The 26,487-nt window shown below is 42.8% G+C and carries 22 protein-coding genes; 21 read left to right on the top strand and 1 reads right to left on the bottom strand.

The window, feature by feature from the left end:
* The first annotated feature begins 7 nt into the window (after positions 1–7).
* The 19 genes from GVN20_RS00100 (at position 8) to GVN20_RS00190 (ending at position 23,809) form a co-directional block, all read left to right on the top strand.
* On the top strand, positions 8–1,081 hold the full coding sequence (locus GVN20_RS00100; protein WP_166556394.1) for a DegT/DnrJ/EryC1/StrS aminotransferase family protein: 1,074 nt from the start codon (positions 8–10) through the stop codon (positions 1,079–1,081).
* 2 nt (positions 1,082–1,083) lie between these two features.
* Entirely contained in the window at positions 1,084–3,165 is a 2,082-nt protein-coding gene (locus GVN20_RS00105) for a glycosyltransferase family 39 protein (RefSeq protein ID WP_166556395.1), read from the top strand.
* A gap of 95 nt (positions 3,166–3,260) precedes the next feature.
* Entirely contained in the window at positions 3,261–3,959 is a 699-nt protein-coding gene (locus GVN20_RS00110; RefSeq protein WP_166556396.1) for a WbqC family protein, read from the top strand.
* Between the two features lie 83 nt (positions 3,960–4,042).
* On the top strand, positions 4,043–4,696 hold the full coding sequence (locus tag GVN20_RS00115) for an acetyltransferase (protein ID WP_166556397.1): 654 nt from the start codon (positions 4,043–4,045) through the stop codon (positions 4,694–4,696).
* A 109-nt stretch (positions 4,697–4,805) separates the two neighbouring features.
* Positions 4,806–5,798 carry a glycosyltransferase family 2 protein gene (locus tag GVN20_RS00120; RefSeq protein ID WP_166556398.1) on the top strand — a complete coding sequence of 331 codons (993 nt, stop codon included), beginning with the start codon at positions 4,806–4,808 and terminating at the stop codon, positions 5,796–5,798.
* A 3-nt stretch (positions 5,799–5,801) separates the two neighbouring features.
* The gene (locus GVN20_RS00125; RefSeq protein WP_166556399.1) at positions 5,802–6,905 is read left to right on the top strand and encodes a glycosyltransferase family 4 protein; all 1,104 of its coding nucleotides are present in this window, start codon (positions 5,802–5,804) and stop codon (positions 6,903–6,905) included.
* A complete protein-coding gene (locus GVN20_RS00130) occupies positions 6,905–8,089 on the top strand; it encodes a glycosyltransferase family 4 protein (RefSeq protein ID WP_166556400.1) in 1,185 nt (394 codons plus the stop codon). Before GVN20_RS00125 ends, GVN20_RS00130 begins: the two co-directional genes overlap by 1 nt.
* Positions 8,080–10,140, top strand: a complete 2,061-nt coding sequence (locus tag GVN20_RS00135) for a glycosyltransferase family 39 protein (protein ID WP_166556401.1) — start codon at positions 8,080–8,082, stop codon at positions 10,138–10,140. The genes GVN20_RS00130 and GVN20_RS00135 overlap by 10 nt, the downstream gene beginning before the upstream one ends.
* Positions 10,141–10,213: 73 nt before the next feature.
* Positions 10,214–11,185, top strand: a complete 972-nt coding sequence (locus tag GVN20_RS00140) for a glycosyl transferase (protein ID WP_166556402.1) — start codon at positions 10,214–10,216, stop codon at positions 11,183–11,185.
* Complete coding sequence (locus GVN20_RS00145) at positions 11,167–12,117, top strand: hypothetical protein (RefSeq protein ID WP_166556403.1); 951 nt, start codon at positions 11,167–11,169, stop codon at positions 12,115–12,117. The genes GVN20_RS00140 and GVN20_RS00145 overlap by 19 nt, the downstream gene beginning before the upstream one ends.
* A gap of 81 nt (positions 12,118–12,198) precedes the next feature.
* On the top strand, positions 12,199–13,314 hold the full coding sequence (locus GVN20_RS00150) for a glycosyltransferase family 1 protein (RefSeq protein ID WP_166556404.1): 1,116 nt from the start codon (positions 12,199–12,201) through the stop codon (positions 13,312–13,314).
* The gene (locus GVN20_RS00155) at positions 13,311–14,516 is read left to right on the top strand and encodes a glycosyltransferase (protein ID WP_166556405.1); all 1,206 of its coding nucleotides are present in this window, start codon (positions 13,311–13,313) and stop codon (positions 14,514–14,516) included. Before GVN20_RS00150 ends, GVN20_RS00155 begins: the two co-directional genes overlap by 4 nt.
* Before the next feature lie 87 nt (positions 14,517–14,603).
* A complete protein-coding gene (locus GVN20_RS00160) occupies positions 14,604–15,623 on the top strand; it encodes an acyltransferase (protein ID WP_166556406.1) in 1,020 nt (339 codons plus the stop codon).
* Between the two features lie 77 nt (positions 15,624–15,700).
* Complete coding sequence (locus tag GVN20_RS00165; protein WP_166556407.1) at positions 15,701–16,417, top strand: glycosyltransferase family 2 protein; 717 nt, start codon at positions 15,701–15,703, stop codon at positions 16,415–16,417.
* An 11-nt stretch (positions 16,418–16,428) separates the two neighbouring features.
* Complete coding sequence (locus GVN20_RS00170; protein ID WP_166556408.1) at positions 16,429–17,727, top strand: hypothetical protein; 1,299 nt, start codon at positions 16,429–16,431, stop codon at positions 17,725–17,727.
* Between the two features lie 20 nt (positions 17,728–17,747).
* Entirely contained in the window at positions 17,748–19,310 is a 1,563-nt protein-coding gene (locus tag GVN20_RS00175; protein WP_166556409.1) for a hypothetical protein, read from the top strand.
* A gap of 290 nt (positions 19,311–19,600) precedes the next feature.
* Positions 19,601–21,538 (top strand): immunoglobulin domain-containing protein, encoded by a 1,938-nt coding sequence (locus GVN20_RS00180; RefSeq protein WP_166556410.1) that lies wholly within the window; start codon positions 19,601–19,603, stop codon positions 21,536–21,538.
* A 149-nt stretch (positions 21,539–21,687) separates the two neighbouring features.
* On the top strand, positions 21,688–22,692 hold the full coding sequence (locus GVN20_RS00185) for a hypothetical protein (RefSeq protein ID WP_166556411.1): 1,005 nt from the start codon (positions 21,688–21,690) through the stop codon (positions 22,690–22,692).
* Positions 22,670–23,809 carry a glycosyltransferase family 4 protein gene (locus GVN20_RS00190; RefSeq protein ID WP_166556412.1) on the top strand — a complete coding sequence of 380 codons (1,140 nt, stop codon included), beginning with the start codon at positions 22,670–22,672 and terminating at the stop codon, positions 23,807–23,809. Before GVN20_RS00185 ends, GVN20_RS00190 begins: the two co-directional genes overlap by 23 nt.
* 2 nt (positions 23,810–23,811) lie before the next feature.
* Here the strand turns inward: GVN20_RS00190 and GVN20_RS00195 are convergent, their stop codons facing one another.
* Positions 23,812–24,996 carry a VCBS repeat-containing protein gene (locus tag GVN20_RS00195; RefSeq protein ID WP_166556413.1) on the bottom strand — a complete coding sequence of 395 codons (1,185 nt, stop codon included), beginning with the start codon at positions 24,994–24,996 and terminating at the stop codon, positions 23,812–23,814.
* A 147-nt stretch (positions 24,997–25,143) separates the two neighbouring features.
* Here GVN20_RS00195 and GVN20_RS00200 point away from each other — a divergent pair, with 147 nt between their 5' ends.
* On the top strand, positions 25,144–25,716 hold the full coding sequence (locus GVN20_RS00200) for a hypothetical protein (RefSeq protein ID WP_166556414.1): 573 nt from the start codon (positions 25,144–25,146) through the stop codon (positions 25,714–25,716).
* A 99-nt stretch (positions 25,717–25,815) separates the two neighbouring features.
* Positions 25,816–26,466, top strand: coding sequence for a Uma2 family endonuclease (locus GVN20_RS00205; RefSeq protein WP_166556415.1), 651 nt, complete (start codon positions 25,816–25,818; stop codon positions 26,464–26,466).
* The last annotated feature ends 21 nt before the right edge of the window (positions 26,467–26,487 follow it).

Below are 26,487 nucleotides of genomic sequence, written 5' to 3' on the forward strand. Positions count from 1 at the left end.
GAAGCGAATGATTAACGTTACTAAAACATACCTTCCCGATTTTGATCAATATGTTTCTTATTTAAGAAAAATTTGGGACAAGGCCCTGCTTACTAATAATGGGCCTTTGGCGCAGGAATTGGAACAGGGGCTTAAAGAATACTTGAATGTAGACCATCTGTATTTTTGTGGCAATGGGACTATTGTACTTCAAATGGCGCTCAAACTACTGGATGAGCCAGGAGAGATTATTACGACGCCTTTTTCGTACGTTGCAACCACCAATGTGATATTGTGGGAAAACTCCACGCCTGTATTTGTCGATATTGACTCCCAGACCTATTGTCTCAATCCCGACTTGATTGAAGCTGCCATTACGGAACGCACGCGGGCTATTCTGGCGACTCACGTCTATGGTAATGCCTGTGATGTAGAAGCGATTGAAAAAATTGCAAAGAAGCATAACCTCATTGTTATCTATGACGGTGCTCATGCATTCGGGGCTACTTTAAATGGGCGTTCTTTGCTTTCTTACGGCGATTTTTCTACGTGTAGCTTCCACGCTACCAAGCTTTTTCATACGGTAGAAGGGGGAGCAATTATTGCAAATGATGCCAAATGGCACGACAAATTACACCTATTGCGTGCTTTCGGCCATCGAGGTGATGATTATTATTTTGTCGGAATCAACGGTAAAAACTCTGAAGTTCATGCCGCCATGGGGCTTTGCAACCTGCCGCTTGTGCCGCAGTTGATTGCCGCTCGTAAAGCGGTTTGTGATTTATATACTGAGCTACTCGATTGGAATCACCTTGAAGCCCCTAAATGGGTAGAAGGACTAGGGCGTAATTATGCCTATTATCCGGTGGTTTTTGAATCAGAAAGTAAAACGTTGGAAGTGCGTGATTTTCTGGTCAAAAACGCAATTACTCCGCGTCGTTATTTTTATCCTTCTCTCAATAAATTGCCCTTTTTGAAGGATGCGGAATCCTGCCCTGTTTCTGAAGATATTTCTTTACGGGTGCTTTGTTTACCTCTGCACGCCGAACTGCCCCACGAAGACGTGAGGCGCATTTCGGAATTGATTAACCAAATTTTGTAAGTATGGTGCTGATTAGCTTACTAAGTTTCGGTGTTTTTTTAGGATACATCGGACGCACGTCTGCCGGTATTTGTCGTCCATCTTTGATAGAATGGTTGATTACATCATTTCTCCTTTTTGCAGGCAGCATTATTATCACTGGATATTGCCTCTCAGCGCTCGATCTGACAGGTAATACGTGGGCGTGGGCGATTGCGGTTTTTATTCCTCCTACGATTCTAAGAGCTGTTTTTAGCAAAATAGCCCCCCAAACAACAGCTTTTTTACCCCTTAAAATGGTGGTAAGCCGTTGGCACGCCGCCCAGCGTTGGTATGTTAGTGGGACTTTATATTTGAGATTCCTGTTTGGAATCATGATTCTTTCGGTAGCCATTATCGGAATTACGAATTTACTTTTAGTGCTTTTTACCGTCCCTAATGAATGGGATAGCATGACAGGTCACTTGAACCGGGTCATTCAGTACATTCAACGCGGTACCATGGCGCATTTTGGAGGCACTAATTGGAACATTGATACCTATCCCAAAAGCGTGTGTACTATTCAGATTTATTCGTATTTGATTACGGGAAAATTTGAAAATGCCTTTAAACTTATCCATCATCTTTCGTACTGGATTACGCTCGTTGCTGTTTTTGGGATTGCCCAGCGAATCACCAAAAACCGCCTCAATGCAAGTTTTTTCTGTGCATTAGCATTTGCGTTGTTTTTAGATTTTTTGATGCAGGCCGTTACGACCGAAACCGACATTGTACTAGCGGCTTACTTGAGCTGCTTACTTTATTTTTTGTTTACGTACCGCGTAACCTACGAAAACCGCTATTTGTATCTGGCAGCGTTGAGTTTTGGAGTCGTTTATGGTCATAAAGTGACGTTTACGCTACTTCTGCCCTCAGTTTTTGTGGTGATGATTTATACGGTGTTTTTGCAAAAGGGAAAAGGTCAAAAGAAAGAAAATGTAACACTGAATATCAATTGGTCCGCTATTTTTAAACTGGGAATTGCGATTGTAGTTTGCTTTTGCCTGTGGACATTGCCAACGGGTTACGTTAAAAATATACAAGTATTCGGGCATCCCATCGGGCCACCAACTTCACTCAAACACCAGTCTATCGAACGCGCCACTTCCAATGGAGGCTACCGAAACCTGTTTGAGCAAGGCTCGCGCAATGTGGTTAGATATGCCTATGATTTTGTCAATCTGGACGGGCTGCGTAATGTAAAAATAGGGCAGGATATTAATCGTGGGATGCGTATTCCGTTGGTTTGGTTAGAAGATAAACTGCGGATGCGGCTGGACGAAACTACGGAGTTTTCTATTGTTCCTTTTTCTTTTGAACGCCGGTTTGAGTTTTTTAATGGTAACCCTTATTGGGGAATCTTCGGTTTTGCCTTGGTGTTTCCATTGTTGTTTTTGGCGTTGTTTGGCATCCTCCGTTCGCCAGCTCACTGGTTTTTGGCCGTTGCGTTATTACTTCATTTTGCGGCATTGTCTTATTCTGCCCCCTACGACCCTTGGAAAGGGCGTTATTTTCAGGAAACGGGTGTTTTTGGGGTATTATTCTTAACGTTACTCTTTACCCATAAATACAGCCTCGAAAAATCAGGGTATTCGGTAGCGTTGAAAACATACGTGGGTGTTGTGACCGTTGTAGCCTGTATTTCGGCGCTGTTGGCGGTATTTCTCAATTTCCGCTGTTTGCCTTTTGATGCCTTGGGCAGAAAGTCAGCCTTTAAAATGGATCGTATTCCGATGATGACGTTTGCGCGGCCCGATATTACGCAGGCTTACTTAAAATTTGATGAGTTGGTGCCAGACTCCGCCACCGTGGCGTTGGGAACCATCAATGATGATTTTGAGTACCCGCTCTACGGAAAACACCTTACCCGGCGATTGATTCCGATTCGGCCTTTTGAACAACCTCTGCGGCCTATTCCGCCAGGAACCGACTATTTGATGTATGCCAAAAGCGATACCATTGACCTTTTTAAGCCTCTCCCAACGGATATTAGATTAGGAACGGATACGACAATGAAGGGAATGATTGTGAAGGGAGAAGATTATTATTTACGAAAGCTGAAATAGCGTTGGCTCGATAAATATCCTTTTTCTGAACGTTCGTATAATTTATACGAACGGTTTTTTTTAGTATCGATTATAAACTTAACATCTCTCATATTATGCGCCTTGCCATTATGCAACCCTATTTTTTGCCTTATATTGGGTACCTGCAACTGCTGAATGGTGTCGATAAGTTTGTGTTGTATGATGATGTCAATTACATTAATAAAGGTTGGATTAACCGGAATCGGATATTGGTAAATGGTCAGGAGTATTTGTTTACGATTCCCCTCAAAGAGGCCAGCCAAAATAAGCTTATCAACGAAATTTACCTGAGCAATGACCCCAAATGGCGGGGAAAGCTGCTCAAAACGCTTGAACAAGCCTATAAAAAGGCGCCCTTTTATTCAACGGCTTTTGCAGTCACCGAAAAAATTATCAACTTAGATGCCGAAAAACTGAGCGACTGGATTGCCGATGGTTTTCGGATTTTGGTTGATTATCTCGATATTCAAACCGAGATTGTGCCGAGTTCTAGTATCTATCAAAATACCCATCTGAAGGCGCAAGAACGAATTTTGGATATTTGTAAGCAAGAGAAAGCGGTGCATTACATTAATCCCATTGGGGGTATGGAGTTGTACGATAAAACCGTGTTTGAGCAAAATTTCATTCGGTTAAACTTTATCAAAGCAAAGCCTATTGTGTACCCTCAATTCAAAAATGAATTTGTGCCTTGGCTATCGATTGTGGATATTATGATGTTCAATGACGTGACCACAATTCAGGGTTTTTTAAACGAATATGAATTAGTTTAGAAGAAAGTCATTGGTTAAACGTTAATTGCAAATAGAATTTCAGGACGCATAATGCTTAACCAAAGACAATTAAGGATAAAAAAATGGCTAAAGTTGTAATTTTTGGAGTGCTTGACACGGCGGAACTGGCGCATTTTTATTTAACCCACGACTCCGACCACGAGGTAGTCGCTTTTACGGTCAATCGGGAATATTTAAAGGAAGCCACGTTTTGGGGGTTACCCGTTGTTGCTTTTGAAGAAGTAGAAACCCTCTTCCCGCCGTCGGAGTTTAAGTTTTTTGCACCTATGACGGGTCGCAAAATGAATAAAAACCGCGAAAAAGTATACCTCGATGCCAAAGCCAAAGGCTACGAGTTTATCAGTTATATTAGTTCAAAAGCCACGTTATTTGGCAATGAAATTGGCGAGAACTGCTTCATTTTAGAGGATAATACCATTCAGCCTTTCACCACAATCGGCAATAACTGCGTACTATGGAGCGGCAACCACATTGGCCACCACGGAGTCATTAAAGACCACGTATTTTTTACGTCGCATGTGGTGCTTTCGGGCCACTGCGTAGTAGAATCGTATTCTTTTTTTGGGGTCAATGCCACGATTCGCGACTATACAGTCATTGCCGAAGGTACACTCGTGGCAATGTCTGCTTCTATTACAAAAAATACGGAAGCTTGGGGGGTGTATATGGGTAGCCCTGCTGAAAAAAGACCCACTCCAAGTTATAAAGTATATTAATTCATTAATCATTTAACAATTATCATCCAGCATTGAGGGCTTCCAAACTGCCAAAAATGACTGATATTCAATGATAAAGGTTCGCTGATAAATGATAAATGTTTTTTGAATGGACGTTTCGATTATCATCATTCATTATAAAACCCTCAAATTAACCACCGATTGTATCCGCTCAATTTATGAGCATACCAAAGGAGTTAGCTTTGAAATTATCGTGGTCGACAATGACTCGCAAGACGGTGCGGGGGAAATCATAACGCGTGAATTTAGCGGCGTTCAATGGCTCAATATGGGTTATAATGCGGGATTTTCGAGGGCCAATAACGCGGGGATTCGGGCCTCAAAAGGACGTTATTACTTGTTGCTTAATTCTGATACTGAGCTTATTGAAGATACTATTACGCGTTGTGTGCAGCGCTTAGATGCGCAACCAGAGACCGTTGCTTGCGGAGGTGTTCAGCTTTTTTCGGACCGTACCCCTCGCCCTTTTTACCGCAGTTTAGCCGTATTTAAGCGGACACTGTACGTGTTGCCGCCTGGGCAAATTTTTAAAACATTGCTCGAAAAATTAATCCCCGAAACCCATTACGACGACCCTGACCAAGTGGATTGGATTCCTGCGGCCTTTTTGTTGGCCAAACGAGAAGCGGTCGACAAAGCGGGATTATTGGATGAAGACTTCTTTTTGTACGGTGAAGATGTGGAGTGGAACTGCCGACTGGGGCGTGTCGGAAAGCTGAAAGTGTTTGAAGATTGCGGCTACATCCACCATGAGTGGGGAAGTAATCCCAAAAGGAAAGAAGTGTTGATTACCATTATCAATCGTTTTTATCCCCAAATTCAACTTTCAAATTTGGTTTGGGTAAGAAAAGAATTCGGCATTGGGCGTTTTTTGGGTCTTATGCTCAACTATTATTTGATGATTCCCGTCTATTTTGGGTGGAAAATAGCCCTTAATGCGAGTAAATTTCGGAATCCATTTGGTGAATTGGAGCAACAAAAAGACTTCACACGTAAAGTTTGGCTGTTTTCTACCTATTTTTGGAAAATCATTCGTAACAAGCCTTATTTTTATAAGCTCGATCCAAAGAGCCATGTCTAACGCATGAAAATTTTATTTTTTACCCCTACCGGCGCGCGGACAGGTTCGGAGATGGTACTTTGGTATCTGATTAAGCATCTGGCAGGAAGCGATATAAAAACAGCAGTTTATACGCGTCAGGCGGGAGAGCTGTTTGCCAAGAACTCCCCAGCCGACGCTACCTATATTCATAAATTCCACCGTGGTTTACCTTATTATTCGGTAGAGGCGGTCTATCATCGGGTGTTTGGATTGACGCCAGAAGAGAGTTATATCAAGCGAATTCACCAAGAGTTTAAGCCAGATGTATGGTATTTTAATACAATTACGATGCCGCAGTTTGCGCGGTTGGCGCGTAAATTGAAGGTGCCCTATGTGGTACACGTGCATGAATTGCTAGAAACATTTGACACGCTCCGGGCCGATTCTTTTGCAGAAATGCTTACCTATGCGCAAACTACGCTCGGATGCTCACAAATTGTGGTGGACCAACTTCAAAAAATGGGCGCTCCCAATCTCCATCTCCTACACTCATTTATTGATACCCAAAAAATAAATCTTCAAAAAGACCGGGCTCGTTTACGACAGGAACTAGGATTGCCAGCAGATGCTTTCGTGTGGTTGATGTCGGGTACGATGTGTATGCGTAAGGGCTACGATATGGTGCCCGATTTGCTACAACACCTCCCAAAAAATGCGTATCTGGTGTGGCTGGGAAGTGGCAGCGAGTACGGGGTTTCGTATTATTTGGAAGAACGGGTAAAAAGAGAAGGTCTAAATTTTATTGCTTTAGGGGCCAAAGGTGGACAAGACTATTATGATTATCTCAACATCTGTGACGGTTTTGTGCTTACCTCTCGCGAGGACCCTTTCCCGTTGGTGATGATTGAATCGGCTTATTTACAAAAACCAGTGGTAGGCTTTAATTCGGGCGGAATCAGTGAGTTTGTACAGCCCGGAATGGGCGAGGTAGCTCCCGCGTTTGATATTCCCAAACTGGCCGACATCATGCAAAAAATCATGAATGGTTCTATTGTTATTGATAAAAATGTGCTTCGCGAACGAGCATTAACGTTTGATGTAAATCGTCAATTGGATAATTGGCAAAAACTATTGACGAAATTTTAATGAAAAAAATCCTCTTCATAAGCCACGATGCCAATCGTGCTGGCGGACAGATTGTATTGTTACAGTTGTTGCGGCAACTCAAACAGCATAATTTGCCCATGCATCTGCTGCTTTGCAGCGACGGGCCGTTGGAAGAGGAATTTAGGTCGTTGGTTTCCACTACGCGTTTACCTCGATTGGGGGATGTTCACTTCAATCCTTTGGTGGAAAAACTCCTTTCTTTGTTTTCGTTGGATAATTGGGTAAAACAGAAAGTGTTGAAACGCCGCTGGCGGCGCTTTAAAGAGCTGTTTAGGGCGCAAGATTTTGGGCTTATTTTTGCCAATACTATCGGCGCGGCAGCGGCGTATCGGCAGTTGGATTTTATTTCGGCGCCTACTGTCCTCTTTGCGCATGAGCTGGAAATGTCAATCAAAAAATACAGCGACCCGCAGGACATGGCTTACCTCATGAGCCGTACCAATCACCTGATTGTGGTTTCGCGAGCGGTGGCGGCTTATTTTCAGAAAACATATTTGTACCCTGAAAATCAAATCAGTACGTTTCAAATTATAGATACTCCACTGATTCTTAAGAATATTGCAGAAGCAAAAAAAGTAAACATCCGTCAAAAAATGGGATTGCCAGCCGAGGCTGTTTTGGTTGGCGGCTGTGGCCATGCCGAGTGGCGTAAAGGCAATGATATTTTTATGATGGTGGCGCAGCAGGTCATCACGCATTTTGGTAATAAACCCGTTTATTTTGTGTGGGTGGGAATGCCCGTTGAGTCTGAACTGTACGAAGTTCAACGCTTCGACGCCGAAAGAATGGGATTGTCAGAACGTATTATCCACGTTGGACTTACCTCGGATGTGTTCCATTATTTAAGCCAATTTGACGTTTTTGCGCTTACCTCTCGCGAAGACCCGTACCCGTTGGTGGTCTTGGAGGCTGCTTTGGCCGAAAAACCGATTGTGTGTTTTGAAAAAGCGGGTGGTGCGCCCGAGTTGGTCGAAGAGGATGCGGGTTTTGTAGTTTCGTATCTAGACAGTGTCGCAATGAGCAATCGAATCATCGAACTGGTTGAAAATGATGCCTTGCGCTTAAAAATGGGACAAAATGCCAAACGCAAAGTCCTAGAACGGCACCCTACCGACGAAAGCGTAGAAAAAGTGGTGCATATTATTCAAGGCCTATGCGAGTAAAGTTTATCAAGTTTTTGGTGAGTGTAGGAGCTTTGGTCTATGTTTCGACCGAGCTGCTTTCTGCGTTTAATATACTGACACCCTTCTTCCTGTACTTATTTTGGCTAGTGATGCTGGGCGTGGGACTTTATCTATTCTGGAGAAACCGATCGCATGTTATTTTAGGGGAGCGGGCGTTTGGCCAACTTTCTGTCAGTGAGTACATTATGCTGATTTTTTGTAGTGTGCTCATTGTTCTGCCATTATTATTTTTGGCCATTTATGCGCCGCCCAACAATGTGGACTCCAACAATTATCATCTAACGCGGGTGGTGTATTGGTTACAAAACCACAACGTAAATCACTTCCCGACGATTCATGTTCAGCAGTTGTATCACAATGTGATGTCGGAATATTTGCTGCTTCATGTTTTGGCGCTGAGCGGTCACGATTATTTCGTCAATGTGGTGCAATGGGGGGCGATGCTTGGTACGGTCGCCAGTGTGGGGGCAATTGCCAAACAGTTGGGGCTTAAACCTGGTGTACAAGTCTTAGTCAGTATTTTACAGCTTACCTTACCCATCGGCATTTTAGAGGCTTCTACGACCCAAAATGATTACGTAGCGGTGTTCTTCTTTACTTGTTTCATGTATTTTGGGATAAAACTGCTGCAAGAATTCAGATGGGAGGATGTTTGGTGGATGAGTGTCTGTTTGGCGTTGGGCGGGTTTACTAAATACCCTGTTTTCTTTTATGCGTTTCCGTACTGCCTTTGGATTGGGATTCAAGTACTTCGAAAAAAAGGATTCAAAACCGCTGTCTCAACGTTTGGAATTGCATTAACAACGTTATTATTGGTTTTTGGCCCTTTTTTTAGTCGAAATTACGCCTTGTTCGGGTCAATTTTAAGCCCCAAGATTGGTAGTTCTTTGTTTGTTGAAAACATTGCCGTTGAGAAATACTGCTTCACCTGTACGCTGAGCAATGTCGCCAAAAATATTGGATTGCATTTAGGCCTTCCCAGCGCGGGTTACAATGCCAAAATAGATGCCGTGATGGCGAAATTTCATGCCCTGATTGGAGAGGATATCAACAATCCACAATTATCGTTGGATAACTACCGGACGCAATTTGTGATTCAGGAAGATATGTCGGGAAATCTTTTGCTGTTGATTACAATTTATATCGCCGGAGTTTGGCTACTTTTTCAGAAAAAACAGGGTGTATTTAAGGGGATATTAGTTTGTGCGGTGGTCGGTTTTGTTATTTTTTGCAGTTCGGCTAAATTTCAATTTTGGAGCTCAAGAACCCACATGCCAGTATTTGCGCAGGGAACCCTACTGGTCGGGCTTTTATTGGCCAATTGGCCTGCTAGAGGGCGGATTCTTGTGGGATACTTCTTCGTTTTGACCGCAATACCCTATATCGTTGACAACTTTAATAAGCCTCTTTTCCCGATTAGATATGCGTCAAAATATTGGTTAGGATACATTCCACGCCACCTCTGCGTGCCGGTTGGTGCCAATGAAAATCAGTACCGCGAAGCACTGGGAAGCTATTATAATTTCGCAAAACCCGAGCCTTGTTATCCTTTAAAGCAGGATTTACCCTATGCACAAAGGCAACAAATTGTGACAAAACTGAACGCGTTGGATTATTATAAACTGGAGAGCGAGCATATTTTTAAATACGAACGGGCGCATTACTTTTTTATCTGCGACCATGATTATCCCAATACCTATTACGATTTTAAGGAGCTTGCCAAACGCATTGAGCCTAGCTCAAAAGGGGTAGGAATGTTGTTGGAGCAAAGCGTAGGCTTTTACCGCTACTGGAGCATTCTTCGGCCTCAGATGTCAGAAGATTGGCAAATGAGATACATTGTTTTTGAAAAAGATTATTTGGCATTGCCCAATGCGCGTCAGATATTTGCGTACGATTATGTATTGAGTGACAATGAAAAATTCGTTGACAGGTACCTGCCCAAAACACAAATTGAGGCCATTTATCGAACGGGTTCATTGGTGTTGGTCAAATTAAAGAAACCATCGGTTCAATTGTACAACTACTAACTCTACCCTTTCGGCCGTCACTCATTACTAAGCCGAAAGACGAACAGGAACCGTAACGTATATCACAGGAAGAATGACTTTAGCTTTTACGCTTTGCTCTATCAATTATCTGGCCCAAGCCCGTACGCTTGGAGATTCTTTAAAGCGTACCAATCCGCATATTCGCTTTGTTATTGGGCTGGTAGACCGTTTGGATACAGCCAATGTTCCAGTAGATAAACTCCCCGAATTTGAACTGCTCGAACTGCACCGTATTGGCATCGACGGGCTGGATGAAATGTGTGAGCACTATAACATTACAGAACTAAATACGGCCGTTAAACCTTATTTTTTTAGGTATTTTTTCGGTAAAGTTCCTCAGGTAAAAAACGTCATTTATTTTGACCCTGATATTATCGTTTATCAGCCGCTCGCTGAGTTGGAAGCATTGCTCGAAAAAAATGACTTTGTCTTAACGCCTCATTTGGCTACGCCTATCGAAGACCAACTTACGCCCAATGAGTTACATCACCTCAATACGGGTGTTTATAATCTAGGATTTATTGCTCTTCATAAAAGTCCCGAGGCCTTGGATTTTGTTAAGTGGTGGGAAGAGAAACTATTTGACGAGTGCAAAATAGACCTCTGTAACGGCCTTTTTGTGGACCAACATTGGGTCAACTTTGCGCCCGTGTTTTGGAACAATGTGCATGTAGAAAAGCACCCGGGTTGGAATGCAGCCTACTGGAATCTCCACGAACGTACATTTACAAACGAAGAAAAAGGACATTTTGTAAACGGACAGCCAGTCGTATTTTTTCATTACAGCGGCTACGACCCTGCTAAACCGTCTGTTATTTCCAAATACCAAAACCGATTTACCTTTGAAAAACGACCCGATTTAAACCCGTTGTTTGACTATTATCGCGACGAATTATTACGTAATCATAATGCGTATTATCGGCAGTTTCCGTGCTATTATATCAAGTCCGAGCCGCTGTACAAGTACCAACGCATAAGGGCATTATTGAAAAAACCGTTTGAAAAATGGCTGGCAAGACTTTAATATTTACCGTTTGTACGGCAGAACATTACCCCTTTGCGCAGGCGTTGGCTGATAGCCTTCCGAAGGAATTGACTTTTAAGGTGGGGATGGTAGGAGAGGTGGCGGCGGGTGAGTTGGATGTGGTTCAATTTCGAGAATTACCGTTTGAGGTGATTCCTGAAATGCACCAACGATACGATAAACCCGCGCTTTTGGCCGCGGCAAAGCCTTTTTTTGCGCGTTATTTCTTGCAACAAAACGGCATTGAAAACGTCATTTATTTTGACCCCACCACGTTCATTTTCGGTGGTTTTGACGATATTCTCCAAAAATCAACCACTTATGATATTGTTCTGACGCCCCGGTTGACCCGCAAGTTTGGGAAATCGACCTACGGAGACGAGAAAATGTTTCTCAATACGGGAATGTACGACAACGGTTTTTTTGCCGTACGTAAAAGCCAAAATACGTTTCATTTCTTGGAGTGGTGGCAGCAGCGACTCACCGACAGAGCCTATCTGGACCTATGCAATGGCATGAATCATGACCAACTTTGGTTGAATTATGTCCCCATACTTTTCGAGAACAACTGCATTTATAAGAATATTGGTTGGAATGTAGGTATGCAAAATTTACACGAACGCGTGCTCACTTTCAAAGACAATAAATGGGTTGTTAATCTAAGTGAACCCTTGTTGTTTTTCAATTTTAAAGAATGTCTGGAAGAAGGAACAGAGGTAAAAAAAATGATAAAAGACTCGGGGGCAACTAAGTTGCTGAGCGGGTATAAAGAAAGGCTTAAGCAATATACAGCTGTTATACCGCCCGTATTTTCATTACGAAAATCACTTCATTCGCCAGATTCTGCCTTCAGAAAAGGGTTAAAGGATACGCTGAGAACAATTGTGGATACGATTACTTATTTTCCGATTTACCATAAAATAAGTAAATAACCATTCAGATAGAGTTTTTTTGTACTTTTGCGGGAAATAACCGCAAATAGCGGCCGATTTATTATCTTTAATGAGTGCTGCATGAAAGTTCTTTATGACCACCAGACCTTTACCGGCACCCAGTATGGCGGTATTTCCCGGTATTTTTATGAGCTGATGAATGCGTTTGCGGGATGCTCGGACATTGAATTCGAACTTGCATTAAAATTTTCAAATAATGAATACCTTCGGGATGTAAACTACTCACATCCTGTTCGTTATCAGCAATTTGCCAATAATCCCCGCGTCAATCAATTATTTTCACGGCTCAATCGCCTATATAGTTCTACAAAGCTGAGTCTGGGAAATTTCGATATTTTTCATCCTACTTACTATCATTCTTACTTTTTGGATAAGGTAGGGAAAAAGCCAATGGTGCTGACTTTTCATGATGTATTGAGTGAAAAATACGGAAAAATGTTTCCAGTATTGGGCGAAGGCCTTTCGGATTTGAAACAACAATTACTGAAGCGCGCCGACATCGTTATTTCGGTTTCAGAAGCTACCAAACGGGGTATTTTGGAGTATTTTGACGTCGATGAAACCAAAATAAAAGTGGTTCCTTTGGGTAATTATCTTGATAAACCCGCGCTTATCGGACAAAAAACACTAACGCTGCCTGAGCGTTATGTTTTGTTTGTCGGTAAACGAGATTATTACAAAAACTTCGATACTTTTTTGGCTTCTATGGCGCCTATTCTGCTCAAAGACAAAGATTTGCATCTGGTTTGTGCGGGTGGTGGAAAATTTTCGAACGAAGAAATTCGCTCAATAAACGAAGCGGGAGTGGAGAAGCAAGTACTTTATCACCCTATTTTTGATGATACTACGCTGGTTCAGTTGTACGAGCGGGCGCTGTTATTTGTGTTTCCGTCGTTGATGGAAGGTTTCGGTTTACCCGTTTTGGAAGCAATGAGTTGTGGCTGCCCAGTGGCGGTGACTGCGGGAACTTCTTTTGATGAAATCGCGGACGAAGCTGGCGTTTATTTTGAAGCTGAAAATAAAGATTCTATCAAAGACGCCGTCGAAAAGGTGGTTTATAGTCAAACGCTTCAAGGGCAAATGCGCCAACGTGGCTATGAGCGAGTGCCGCTTTTTAAGGCAGAAACAACGGCTAAACAAACGCTAGAAGTATACAAAGAATTGGTAAACGCATGATGCAACTCCCAGTACGCACCCTTATTTACGACCGAGACATCAGCGGGCATCATTTAGATTACTTGCAGTTTTTGGTAGAATATTTAAAAAAAATGCCTGAAGAAGTTCGGAGCCAGTTTGTGTTTGTTTTGCACGAAGGGGCTCGTGACCGATTCCGTGCGGATGAATTGCTAGTGCAGTTTCACTACATAGATTCAGAACAATTATCCTCTTTTTTAGCCCTGACAAGTGTATTGCGAAGGGCGGCGGCCGAAATGCGCTACCTGACCGATTTGATTCATAAATATAAGGTTGAGCGGCTGATTTTTATGCACATTGATGCCTTTCAATATGAGCTGGGAAGGACTTCGATAAGTAATATGGGCGTGAAGTTTTCGGGGCTGTTATTTTTACCTTTTCGCAAATATTATGAAGATGACTCAACCCTGACCGACAAATTGCGCCGGGAATGGCGAGGGTGGCGGAAAGGATGGCAAATGCGATGGATGCTGCGCAATCCACAGCTAGAACGTATTTTCTTTCTGAACGATAAACAGGGCGTAGAAGAATATAACGTACGTTTTGGCCCGCGATTTGAGCATTTGCCAGACCCGATTGACGTGGCGCAAATCACCACTACATCGGTAGTAGACTTAAAAAGAAAGTACGGCGTAGCGGAGGGCCGCCGAATTTTCTTGATATACGGACATTTATCAGCCCGCAAAAACGTCCCTACCATTCTGGCGGCATTGCAGCGATTGACTCACCAAGAGCGTAGCCAACTGAGTATTTTGATTTGTGGAGAGCCTGAAAAAGGCTACGATACTACGCTTTTTGCGGCTATTAATGAGGCCGAAAAAAAATACCCAGAGGTGTTGTTTATCAAGCATTTTCACTTTTTTGCCCCTGCTGCTACCAATGAAGTCTTTAAAATTGCAGATATTGTCTTGGTCCCTTACATCAATTTTTTCAGTTCCAGCAATATTCTGGGCTTGGCGGCTAAATACAGTAAGCCGCTGATTGCCTCTAAACTTGGGGTAATGGGCGTATTGGTCAGCCAATATCAACTGGGTATAACGGTGGCTCCTCACCGGGCTGAAGCCATTGCCGATGCCATGAGTACTTATTTATCACAAAAGAATCCCGTAATTGATGGAAATAAATACCTTCAGGACTACCGTTCGGAGGTATTTTGTCAAAAGTTGCTGTTTTCGAAAGAGTAGTTTTTTGAGAAAATTAAATTTCACTTTGAAATACAAAGTAAAAAAATCAACTTTGTAACGCAAAGTGAATTGTACCTGTAATCAATTATGTCTAATAAGAAACAGCGGTTAGCTACATTAGATACATTTAGGGGCATTGCAGCGTTGGCGGTTGTTCTTTTCCATCTTACGTTACATCAGGCCGAAGCTCCAGTCCATTTTTCATGGGGCGTGACCGGAGTTGATTTATTTTTTATTATCAGCGGTTTTGTGATTTACATGACGCTCAATAAAACCACCCGGGCCGTAGATTTTGTGTTTGCCCGTTTTTCGAGACTGTATCCAGTGTATTGGGTCGCCGTTACATTGACTGCTGGTTGGATGCTCATCGGAAAATATTGGGGCTACAGTGACATCTCTTGGGGCGATTACTTGGCCAATATGACCATGTTTCAGCATTATTTTGGAGTGAGAGACTTGGACGAATCCTACTGGACGCTGATTGTTGAGATGCTTTTTTATGGACTGATGCTGTTGGCATTTTTGTTCAACAAAGTTAAAAACCTTGAGTGGTACGGGTTTGCGTTGGTCGTTATTCAGGCGATTGTTCATGGGTGGGTCAGTGTTTCGTATCCTTCTTTGTATACTTCTATTCGTGAAAGCTTTCCGTTGATTAATCATTTTCAACTTTTTTGGGCGGGTATTCTTTACTATAAAATTTATACTGAAGGTTACCGATTGCAGCGTGTTGGGGGCATTGTGCTGGCTTATATCCTTACGTTATTCTTATTTGAAAAAACGGGGCGGAGCAATTTGTTTTTAAGCTGGCCCGAATATATTGCCGTTAGTACGCTTTATTTTGGGAGTTTCTTTTTGTTCGTAAGCCAACGTTTGGAGTGGATTAATAACCGTATTACGCGGTTTTTGGGAACAATTTCGTACAGCCTTTACGTAATTCACCATTATTTTATGAATGGAGTTGTAACTTTACTGCGCGACAAACTAGGCTGGCAATTTATCCCAGCGGCCCTTGTGGCGTTGATGGGGGCTTTGGTACTAGCGGTGGGGATTACGTATCTGGTCGAAAAACCAGCGTTGAACTATTTACGACTACGTTATCGCTCATAGAAGGTTGACTGACTGTATCTTGAGAATGAGTAGAAGACACTATTAAATCAGTGCAAAAATATTTAAAATAATTAATCGTGAGTTTAAAACTTAGCATTGTAATTCCCGCTTATAACGAAGAAAAAACGATTCAAACCGTTTTGAATGCAGTTGCCTCTGTGGAGTTGATTGGTGGTTTTGAGAAAGAGATTATCGTGGTAAACGATTGCTCAAAAGATGAGACAGAAGCACAAATTTTTGCCTTCAAGGCAATGAATCCCAGCGTGGAGGTTTCTTATTTTAAGCATGAAGTAAATCAAGGAAAGGGTGCCGCCTTACATACGGGGATTCGCAAGGCACAGGGCAATTATGTCGTTATTCAGGATGCTGACTTAGAATATGACCCCAAAGAATTTAATATTTTATTACAACCCATCGTAGATGGCCACGCCGACGTGGTATATGGTTCACGTTTTATGGGTGGTAAAGCGCACCGAATTTTATTTTTCTGGCATTCAATCGGAAACAAAATTCTGACGTTCTTGAGCAATATGTTCAGCAATTTGAATTTGACGGACATGGAAACCTGCTACAAGCTTTTCAGAATTGACTTGATTCAGGGGCTTGAATTAAACGAGAAACGGTTTGGTTTTGAGCCAGAAGTAACCGCCAAAATTTCGAAAATACCCAACATACGAATCTACGAAGTGGGCGTTTCGTATTATGGCCGAACCTATGCAGAAGGCAAGAAAATCAACTGGAAGGATGGCTTTCGGGCTATTTACTGCATTTTTAGATATGGATTATTCAAATAAGTGACGGAACAATGTGGGAGGAATTAAAATACTATCGCCAGGCGCTTGGGATTAACATGCTTTGGAACGCATATCCGATTGTTTTTATCGTTCGGGATGGTTTCGGTATTGGACCTCAGGGAAGTACGTTTACTATATTGTATTGGGCAGTTGGGTTGGCATTGCTAATGCCTCTGAATATTTTCCGAACTGTATTTTTGCCTAACCAAACGCTTTTTGTTTGTTGGTTTAGCTTTTTGGTGTTGGGATGGGTGTATTGGAAATATTACCCTAGTCCGGCGGGTTCGCCAGAAAGACTACGAGAAACATTGACTTACATCATACCCGTTGTGTTTCTTTTTGCGTCCATGTATTATCCCAATGATAAGGCAAATATTGTGCTGAAAGTCATGGTCTTTTATACACTAGTAGCGAGTATTGGCCTTCTATACAGTTTGACGAAAGACCCTCACTGGACGTTTGGGGAGCGTGCAGCCATTAAATTTGCGGCCAATACCCAAAATAGTAACCCCCACGCCTATGCAAATAATGCGTTGTGTTCTATTCTTTCGGCATTGTTGGTGGCAGGACGTACCAAAAACTGGATTTTCAAAATCTGTTATTTCTTAATTGCTATTTTTTCCGTTGGAGTCTTAATTCTGGCCCGGACCAACATGAGTTTGATTGGCTTAGGTGTCATGATTCTCATTTATGTTACGTTGCACGGTCGCGGTATGGTGGTCTCTATATTTAAGCCGCGTGTGTTGGCTATTGCCGCCGTAGTGTACGGAATTGTCGCGTTTTTACTTTCGCAGTTTCAGTTTGCGTCGTATGCGCTAGGGGTGTATTTTAACACTTTTATGTCGCGCTTCGGGAGTGTTATTTATACCGTTACTGGCGTTGAAGTAGACCAAAAAACGGCATCAATTGACCACTCTTCGGTCAACAGGGTGTATAGTTTTAAATACGTTTTTGAGGTTTTTCTGGGAGAAGGCTCTCTCGGGACTATCCTATTTGGGGAAGGCTACAAAGCCCAGTTTTTTGATGTGCCCGCCATCGAAGCGCTTGTAAATCAGGGTATATTGGGTTTTATTCTGTTTAATAGTTTCTTTGTGGTAATGGGTTTTACGGCCCTTCAGCAATTTTTCAGGCCTGCCAACGATTTGTCTTTATTTCTGGCTTATTTTTCAATCATTGTTCTTATTGCTCTGTTCTCGGGAGCACGCCCACAGGATCTCAGTATGTGGTTGGTGTATGTAATGTTTATCCGTTTTTTTGGCGTTTATTCAACACAAAAAGCCAAAAGTACCTTACAACCTCAACCCGCATAAGTTAAGTTTAAGATTGTTTCATGGCTTTGATTGAGAAAATACTTACGCGTCGTTCTTTAGTAATCGGGGTATTGTTGTTGATGACAATGGCTGGGTATTACGTTCCCTTGGTGTTGGGAGAAGATCCGGGTTTTGGTCTAGCTGTTTGGAATGATATGCTGAGTACGGGCCAATTCAATACACTTTTAATACCGTCTCCTGAAAATATTGCTCAAAATCAATCCTTGTTTTTGACGTGGTGGAGCCCTGGTCAGTATATGGTGCCAGGGGCGCTGAGCGAATTGCTGAATATTTCGCCTGGAATGGCAAGTTTGTGGATAACGCTGGCTTTTTCGGTAGCGGGGTTAATGGGTTGGTATTTTGTATATCAGTGGTTGGAATTTGATAAAACAACCATTGCGCTCGGGCTATTTTTTATTGCTACTTCTCGGTTATTTACCATCAACTTTCTCAATTATACTGGGGGTGAATTGCTCCTTTTTGGAAGTCAGCCTTGGACTATTTGGTGTTTATTAAAATATCGACGCCAACCTTTTGTCCTCTTTAGTGGGCTGTTGGTTTTGTCATTGCTCTCTTTCTTCTTAAAAACGGCTTATACCATCGGCTTAGCTGCCTTGTGTGGTTGTGCGGGCATTGCTTTCTTGAATGATTTTAGAAAGCAAAAAAAACTCTTTATACCTGCTTTTTGGACGGCTTTGGCCATGGGATTGTGCATGGTTTTTTATTTGGCCCTTACTCAGTTGGGATTTATCAACCTCGGAACGAGCCCCATCACGAGTACCAACCAACCGTTTAACATTTCGTGGACGTCGTTTGAAACCCTTACCTATCCACTTACGCACTGGTTCAGTATTGCCGAAATATACCCTCAGTTACTGAACCGCACGGATTTTCCTGAATGGGGGCACAGCCTATATTATTCCCTGATGGCGGTTAGTTTTCTGGGCTTAATATGGGTAATGAAACAATCCGGACATGACGAAGCCCGCTGGCTGTTTTTAGGTTTTTATCTGGTTTATTGTGGCATATTTTTGTTACTCTACAACAAAGGCGCTGAAATTTCGGTAGAATATCGCCATACCAAAGTGGTGGCTTATTTGTTTTTGCCGTTGTTGTTGCGGGCGTCGCGTCGGTCGCAGGTTTCTGCTAAATGGGTACTTGGAATATTAATTATTTTGAACAGTGGTTATGGGCTTTCTACGTTTATCCTCAAAAAAGTTGAAATTCGCAATGAATCAGCGACGGGAAGCTCAGGTTTTGCATTGAGACATGCCGACGAGCAGGATTTGGCGTTTATCCATGCCGTTGACAAACCAGAAAATATCCTCTATTTTACCTCGGGTTCCCTCAACGTAGATGCGCAAAAGGCGCGGAAATTGGTGGGGAGTATTGATCTCAAATTTGCCAAAGGGTGTGGTTTTTTGGCCGAAAAATACGACGGGAAAGCGGGTAAAATATACGCGTTTGTGCACGAAGCCTATCAACAAATTCCGACCAATCCCACGTTAGAAAATCAGTTTCCAGCTTATCGGTTTAGATTGGTGAGGCAAACTAAAAAATTTAAAATCTATGAAGGAATATAATTTGCGTTTATGTATGTCGATTTGTGCTTAATAAAATTCGTATTGGTGGGCGTAAAATAGGTCATCATTGTTTTAAACATGATATACAGAGGGCTCTATTATTTTTGCTTCGGTAGTATTAGATGACCCAGTAAAGCAAAAAACTGAATTGTAGAAACCTTCCTTAGATAACATAGTGCTCCCATTATCGTTAATTTAAGAAGAATCCTGTACTGCGATTTCTACCTGCATGCTTACCCTCTTTGAGACTTCGTAAGAATTTTTACTCATTTTTGAAAAGAACTGGAAGCATGAAAAAAGCACTTATTTACCTGCAGATTTTTTTATTCTCCTTGAGTTTTGCAGGGCACGGGCAAGACAATAAACGTTACTTGGCCATGTTAGTCCTTAATATCCAAGAAGATAATCAGTATGAGCACTATGCTGATATGGTTCCAGGGGCAAAGTCGATAGGGTGCAATTCGGTGTACATAACTGTACGGTGGGATATCACCAAATGCCCTTCATTTCAGTGTCTTTCCAACCCAAATATTGCATCGGAATGGCGGCCCGTAGATAACGTTATTGCAAAGGCGCTCGAACAAGGAATGGATAAGATTGCGCTACGGATCCATTTGGGTGCCAATAATGCCTACGGCATAAACCGGTCGGGGTTTATCTGGGGAGGAGAAGCAAATGAAATGCGGGACGCGGCCGGAAATGTGTACACCGACGGCTACAATGATAAATTGTTCAGTCTGGCCCATCAGCCTTCGGTAGAAAAAGCCAAAGCTTTTGTGACGGAAGTGACTCAACGCTACAAATACCTTCAGGAGCAAGGTAAGTTGTTGTTTATAAGCGTCTCTATAACGTCAAATCAGGAAGGGGAATACCCGCACGGGTCTCTTTTTGACTATTCGTCGCACATGAAAAATGCGTTTAGTAACTGGCATTTAGCGCAGTACGGAACGGCAGCCCAACCCCCCATCAACCAAAATGATGAGGCGGGAAGGCGTTGGTATATGTTCAGGCATTTAAAATTGAAAGAATTTGTCGACCAAATGGGGAACGCGGTCAAAGCCGTTGACTCAAATATAAAGTTTGTGTTGGATATGGGGTCGGTTTTTGACGGAGCTTCAAAAAATCGGGGAACAATAGGCTTTCAAAAGTTGAATTGTCGATTTGATGGGGTCAAAGTCAATGATGATATGTTCTATAATCACCGGTTTTCGATGGATTTGTTACGAACCAATGTCCCCAATAAATGGATTATGAATGAGATGTTCCCGCAAGGAACCACAACTGATAAAATTAATTTTCTAAAACAATCGTACGAACACGGGGCTAAATTTGTAACGTTGGTCATCGGGTCCCCCAACTCAATTAATGATTTTGCTCCTGCAACGCAAAGCTCAGAAATTCAACAACTACTAACTACTCCTATGTCGCCTATCAATGCGACAAGTACTACGACGTACTCGTTGCTAAGTATCCTTAATAATTCTGGGTATAATTTATCGGCGTATTCGCAGCCCAAAAATATCGTATTGAATGACGATGTACTGCCGCAGTGCTCGCCCAATACCTGCAATTTTACGTTGGGTATCCATGCAGATAACCCCAACCCAACCTGCGGTTCAAAGGTTACGCTCTCGGCAAATTGTACGGGAGGCAACTGTGCTGGGGTGGCCTACAACTGGAGCGGCAAGGGAGTCAATAGCAGCGGGAATTTTGTAAGTGTGAACGTACCAGCAGAAAAAGGGAACTATACCTATACACTGACTGCCACCAAAGCAGGGTGTAACAGTCAGGCCGTTACGACCCTTAGCGTGGCGGAGTGCGGAGAAGAAGAACTCTGCGCGGTGAATAGAATACGACTTAAATTTAGGGACGATTGTTGTCAAAACTACTTGGTTGGGGCGCAGATTCAAGGTTCTTTTGATGGGGTGACTTGGGATAGTTTGTATACGATTTCTCAAAATGGAAACGGTACTTGGCAGGAGTTTAAGATTAATAATGGGTCTGTTTATCCTCAAATACGATTTGTGGCAGGCGAAAATGGAAATGGAGATCTGGCTGAAATAGAATTTTATCATGGAAGTAAAAAACTGACGGGTACTCCATTGGGAAGGGGTGGGAATTTTATAAATGCGCTGGATGGCGATGAAAGTACCCTTTGGGTTGCTCCCGCGAGCAGAGTGGCAAATTTTATCGGTTTGGTTTTGAAAGGTTGCGGAGGGGGCAGTTGAACCAAAAAGATGGATTCCTCAATAATAACCATTAATGAAATGAGAGTGACGACAATTTTGTCGCACTCTTATTTTTTTGACTACCGATTGATTCGTAGGTTTGTAGACAAGATAGAAGAAGAAAAATCCTGAAATTAGGAAGAATAAAAATGGAAAGATGGCGTAAAATACTCGTTTTATTACTGGTTTTGCTTTCAACTGCTGAGTTATTATTACGCTTTGTGTTTGGATTTTGCAATGCTCCGCTGTATGTAGAGGACCCCGATTTTGAATACGTTTTTGCCCCTGATCAATACCGTTTTCGTTTTAGAAATGTAGTGCGTACCAATGCGTTTTCGATGCGCAGCGACCCCATCAATCCTACCGATACGACGGTTGTTTTGCTGGTTGGTGATTCGGTCATCAATGGCGGAAACCCAACCGACCACGACGATTTGGCCTCGACCATTCTCGAAAAACAATTTACGCAACACTATCATCAGCCCGTGCGCGTACTGAATGTGTCGGCGGGGTCTTGGGGGCCAGATAATGTGTTTGCTTTTTTGAAAAAGAAAGGATTTTTTAGCGCCGATGTGATGTGCCTAGTCACCAGTAGCCACGATGCCTACGACAACATGAGCCATCATAAATTAGTGGGGGTGAATCCCAATTACCCTGATAAACAATACACGGTGGCGCTTTACGAGTTTTGGCACCGTTATATTTATACGTTGTTTGTGTATCACTACGTAGAAGTGCCTTTGAAGGAGTTTTTCTCGCCAGCCGCGCAACACGCCCCCAATGATGTGATTCATAAATTCGGAACGGTATTCAATCCTGGTTTTCAGCATCTGGCAGATACTGCTAAAGTAATGCATATTCCTTTTTGTATTTATTTGCACCCTGAATTGCCCGAAATAGCTCAAAATCGCTACGATAGCCAAGGGGAAGAGATATTGGCGTTTGCCCGAAAAAACCGCATTCCAGTGATTGATGAGTTGAAATTGCACCGAAGCGGGTTTCCGTTGACCAACGACCTGTTTCGAAATCCTGACTTTGATAGCATTCATTATAACGCCAAAGGACAGGCCTACATGGCCAAACATTTATACCCGCTATTGAAACAATACCTTGACGCTTATTTTGCCCGCTATGCGAGTACTCATCGTCCATAACCAGCTTTGGGCACATTATAAGTCCAAATTGTTTAGCGAATTACACCGACTTTCTCCGCAGTACGGTGTAGAAATTCACGTCGCTCAAATTGCCCTTTCCGAAAAAAGCCGCGCCAACATGGGCAATGCCGAAGCCTTTCGGTACGACTACAACTACGAGGTGCTTTTTAATACGTCGCTCGACCAAGTCAAACTATGGCCGCGAACCAAAGCACTGTTGAAAAAAATCCGCAGTTATCGTCCCGATGTGTTGAATCTGACGGGCTGGTACGACCCTGCGCAGTGGGTTTTACTGTTTTATGCTAAACTGACTGGTATTAAAGTCATCATTTCTAATGAGTCCAACGTGCGCGACCACGTACGGATGGGAGCCAAGGAGCGTTTTAAGCAATTTTTGTTGAAGCAGGCAAACGGTTTTTTTTGTTTCGGACAATCATCGGCGGCGTATTTGGAAAAATTGGGGGTAAAGCCTTCCCAAATTCTGACTCGAAAAGCTGCGGTGGTCGACAATGACGTGATTTTAGAACATTATCAAAAAGCAACTCCCGAACGTGAAAAACAAAAACACCGACGAGGCTGGGCCACTTATAATTTCATTTTTGTAGGTCGGCTGATTCCACCCAAAAATTTAACGATACTGCTGGAAGCATTTGCCGAAATCAGTGCCGAAACCACCGATTGGGGTTTAGTTTTGTTGGGGGAAGGAGACCAAAAATCAATGCTACAACAGCAAGCTCAAAAGATAAAAAATATTTGTTTTGAAGCTGGGGTTCCTTGGTACGAAGTGGCCGAATATTTGGCTTTAGCGGATGTGTTGGTGTTACCCAGCGATTCGGAGCCGTGGGGATTGGTGGTCAACGAAGCGATGATTTGTGGCTTGCCGGTATTGGTTTCAGCACCTTCTGGCTGCGTGGAAGATTTGGTTCGTACGGGTCAGAACGGCTTTACCTTCGACCCGCGCCAAAAACAGGATTTAGTAGCCAAAATGCGTTATTTTGTTCAGAATGCGGCATTATTATCACGTATGGGCAACGCTTCCCGACAGATTGTAGCACCTTTTGCCCCCGAAAAAGTAGCCCATGAAATGCTTCAAGGCATTGTCAATCTTCAAAAGTAGAGCTATTTGTTGATTCGTTGATTCCAATAAATTAGCACATTGAGGGTGGCGCGGCCCGCGGCAATGATGTCTAAATCGCCGTCACCATCCAAATCAGTGGCCAAAAGGTCCTCGCAGGCCATCATCACACTTTCATCCAATACAAATTCTTCCCAGTTTTCACCAGCGGCATCTTTTGGTAAAAACAAGCGTACGCCTACCTTTTTGTCGGGGTTGGGATTGCGCCAACCCACCGCTATTTGTGAGTAGCCCAAGCCTAGAAAATCTCCGCAGGCCAGCGCGTGTCCTTGACTCAGGCGGTCGGTCAGGACTTTTTTAGCGTTGGTTTTGGGGTTCAAAACTACTAATTGGTTGCCATGCCAAGGAGCTACCGCCGCTACAAAAGGGTCTTTGTTGGGTAAATATCCTCGGCGTACTTCACCCACTCCCAAACCTTCGCCAATCCATTGTCCAGTGGGTTTCCATTGATTTTTTTGGTACGAAACCACTTTGCCGCCTTCTTTGCTGCCAATCAGTACCTTGGTGGCATCGGCGTCTTCCCAAATTTCAAAATTATGCGTGATGTGTAAGGTTGAATCCATTAACTGATACGGCCACGGTTGTTTTGGGTTTTTGGGGACGTCATACGCCAGCACCTTTACGCCTTTGCCTTCTCCGTTGGTATTGCCTAAACCGTGCAATGGGACCACTATTAACTGGTATTTATTTTTACTTACCTGTGCCCAGCGCATCCGGTGCGTCGTGATTTCGTGGTGAAGCGGCACGGGTTCCCAGCGCTGGGTAGGGTCTTGCGGTCGAATCAGGTAAAAAACCGCGCCTGATTTTGTTATATCGTTTGTCTCGGCGGGGTTCCACATGGCACCAATCGCTACTTCTACCTTTCCATCGCCGTCGATGTCGCGGGCTGCGATGCAAACGTTGTCTTTGGGAGTTACGTTCGAAACCATCACGTGTCGCTTCCAGGATGCTCCGTTTTTAGTGCCTTCATTTTTATACCAAACGATGTCTTTTTGGTCGGCCAATAAAATATCCAGTCGTTTGTCGCCGTCCACATCGCCAACGGCCAGCCCATAGCCAATATTGATTTGATTATCAACTACTTGTATCTTAAAGTTGGGCGTGGTTGTTTGGGCAAAAACCGAAAAGGAAGTTAATCCGCAAAGGAATAAAAAAGACTTTTTCATCATTGTTTGGATTTAGTGAAAGTGACTGGCCTAATGGTACAATCGTCTAATATTTTAAAAGGAACAGAAAAGCAGAATCTTTCCTGTAAATTTTGAAAATTTACAATACTTTTGAATCAAACCAATAATTTAACTTAATCCTTTATCAAAATGAAAAACCTGTTTGTCCTGTTGATTACGTTGGCTTGCTTCGGTATTGCTATTGATACTGTTGCCCAAGACGACACAAAACCTAAAAAAGAGAAAAAGGCCAAGAAAGAAACTGGCGACGATAAGAAGGAGACCAAGTCAAGCAAAGGAAAAAAATCGGAGCCGAAAGACAAAGCCGACAAAAAAGAAACTGGCGACGATAAGAAGGAAGGTAAGTCGAGCAAGGGTAAAAAATCTGACCCCAAAGACAAAGCCGATAAAAAAGAGGACAAAAAAGTCGATAAGGCCGACAAGAAAGTAGATAAAAAAGAAACTGAAGTAGCAGACCGCAAGGCGGATAAAAAAGAAGATAAAGCCGACAAAAAAACGACTTCTACCAAAACCAAAGTAACGCCGAAAGACGACGACGGTAAAGAAGCCGACAACGGAACCCGCAAAAAAGTAGCGGGTGCTGACAAAACCATTGGTAAAGATGACAAAGGCCGTACAATCTATCAGGGACCCAAAGGCGGTCAGTATTACATCAATTCAAACGGCAATAAAACGTATTTGAAGGCCGATAATAAGTTGTAATTCGCGCTTATTTAGGTTTGTTTTAAGAATCCTGCCGAACTTCGGCGGGATTTTTTTTGCCAATGAAAATTCGGTATCTTTAACAAACAATATGAATGAATGAGGATAGAAACCCAAAAAATACCGACAACACTCGCCGAATTGGAAGCTCTTGGGGATGACGTAATGCTGCACATTCCTGCCTCATTTGAGGAATACCTCGAATGGGTCGAAAAGTGTCAGTTTACGATGGAGTACTTCAACAATGAGATTGTTATTATGGGAAATGCGAGTTATTACCACGAAAAATTAGTAATACGTATTGGTTACTTATTGACGATACTTTTGGAAAACTTAAAGGGATTTTCAGTAATAGGCAGCAATATCAAAATTCACATTGCCGATGTGCTCTCCCCAACGGATTTTAACGCCGATGTTTCAGTAGTACAGGGGAAGCCTGAATTTGTGACATTGCCTTCTGGTAAAAAGTCGACTAGTACCATTACGAACCCCGTGTTGGTGGTAGAAGTAACTTCAAAAAGCACCATTTCTCACGATTTTGGAGATAAATTGTTGGCTTACAAGAAAATTGATTCGTTGCAATACGCCATTTTTGTGAGTCAATATCAGCCGTTTGTGACAGTCTATGAGCGCAAAGGCGTTCATCATTGGGAGCTTCGCGATTATACCCGCTTAGAGGATTCGTTCTCCATCATGGGGCAGTCACTTACCTTGGCGGAGATTTATAAAGATATTCAGTTTGAGAGTTAACAAAAACACCCCGCCGAAATT

This window comes from Runella sp. CRIBMP (genome assembly GCF_009905605.1).
In the GTDB taxonomy this organism is placed as follows: domain Bacteria; phylum Bacteroidota; class Bacteroidia; order Cytophagales; family Spirosomataceae; genus Runella.

What these genes read in the sequence shown, in the direction of transcription:
- GVN20_RS00100 (WP_166556394.1), top strand. Translation starts at nt 8, where the DNA reads ATGATTAACGTTACTAAAACATACCTTCCCGATTTTGATCAATATGTT.
- GVN20_RS00105 (WP_166556395.1), top strand. Translation starts at nt 1,084, where the DNA reads ATGGTGCTGATTAGCTTACTAAGTTTCGGTGTTTTTTTAGGATACATC.
- GVN20_RS00110 (WP_166556396.1), top strand. Translation starts at nt 3,261, where the DNA reads ATGCGCCTTGCCATTATGCAACCCTATTTTTTGCCTTATATTGGGTAC.
- GVN20_RS00115 (WP_166556397.1), top strand. Translation starts at nt 4,043, where the DNA reads ATGGCTAAAGTTGTAATTTTTGGAGTGCTTGACACGGCGGAACTGGCG.
- GVN20_RS00120 (WP_166556398.1), top strand. Translation starts at nt 4,806, where the DNA reads ATGGACGTTTCGATTATCATCATTCATTATAAAACCCTCAAATTAACC.
- GVN20_RS00125 (WP_166556399.1), top strand. Translation starts at nt 5,802, where the DNA reads ATGAAAATTTTATTTTTTACCCCTACCGGCGCGCGGACAGGTTCGGAG.
- GVN20_RS00130 (WP_166556400.1), top strand. Translation starts at nt 6,905, where the DNA reads ATGAAAAAAATCCTCTTCATAAGCCACGATGCCAATCGTGCTGGCGGA.
- GVN20_RS00135 (WP_166556401.1), top strand. Translation starts at nt 8,080, where the DNA reads ATGCGAGTAAAGTTTATCAAGTTTTTGGTGAGTGTAGGAGCTTTGGTC.
- GVN20_RS00140 (WP_166556402.1), top strand. Translation starts at nt 10,214, where the DNA reads ATGACTTTAGCTTTTACGCTTTGCTCTATCAATTATCTGGCCCAAGCC.
- GVN20_RS00145 (WP_166556403.1), top strand. Translation starts at nt 11,167, where the DNA reads ATGGCTGGCAAGACTTTAATATTTACCGTTTGTACGGCAGAACATTAC.
- GVN20_RS00150 (WP_166556404.1), top strand. Translation starts at nt 12,199, where the DNA reads ATGAAAGTTCTTTATGACCACCAGACCTTTACCGGCACCCAGTATGGC.
- GVN20_RS00155 (WP_166556405.1), top strand. Translation starts at nt 13,311, where the DNA reads ATGATGCAACTCCCAGTACGCACCCTTATTTACGACCGAGACATCAGC.
- GVN20_RS00160 (WP_166556406.1), top strand. Translation starts at nt 14,604, where the DNA reads ATGTCTAATAAGAAACAGCGGTTAGCTACATTAGATACATTTAGGGGC.
- GVN20_RS00170 (WP_166556408.1), top strand. Translation starts at nt 16,429, where the DNA reads ATGTGGGAGGAATTAAAATACTATCGCCAGGCGCTTGGGATTAACATG.
- GVN20_RS00175 (WP_166556409.1), top strand. Translation starts at nt 17,748, where the DNA reads ATGGCTTTGATTGAGAAAATACTTACGCGTCGTTCTTTAGTAATCGGG.
- GVN20_RS00180 (WP_166556410.1), top strand. Translation starts at nt 19,601, where the DNA reads ATGAAAAAAGCACTTATTTACCTGCAGATTTTTTTATTCTCCTTGAGT.
- GVN20_RS00185 (WP_166556411.1), top strand. Translation starts at nt 21,688, where the DNA reads ATGGAAAGATGGCGTAAAATACTCGTTTTATTACTGGTTTTGCTTTCA.
- GVN20_RS00190 (WP_166556412.1), top strand. Translation starts at nt 22,670, where the DNA reads ATGCGAGTACTCATCGTCCATAACCAGCTTTGGGCACATTATAAGTCC.
- GVN20_RS00195 (WP_166556413.1), bottom strand. Translation starts at nt 24,996, where the DNA reads ATGATGAAAAAGTCTTTTTTATTCCTTTGCGGATTAACTTCCTTTTCG.
- GVN20_RS00200 (WP_166556414.1), top strand. Translation starts at nt 25,144, where the DNA reads ATGAAAAACCTGTTTGTCCTGTTGATTACGTTGGCTTGCTTCGGTATT.
- GVN20_RS00205 (WP_166556415.1), top strand. Translation starts at nt 25,816, where the DNA reads ATGAGGATAGAAACCCAAAAAATACCGACAACACTCGCCGAATTGGAA.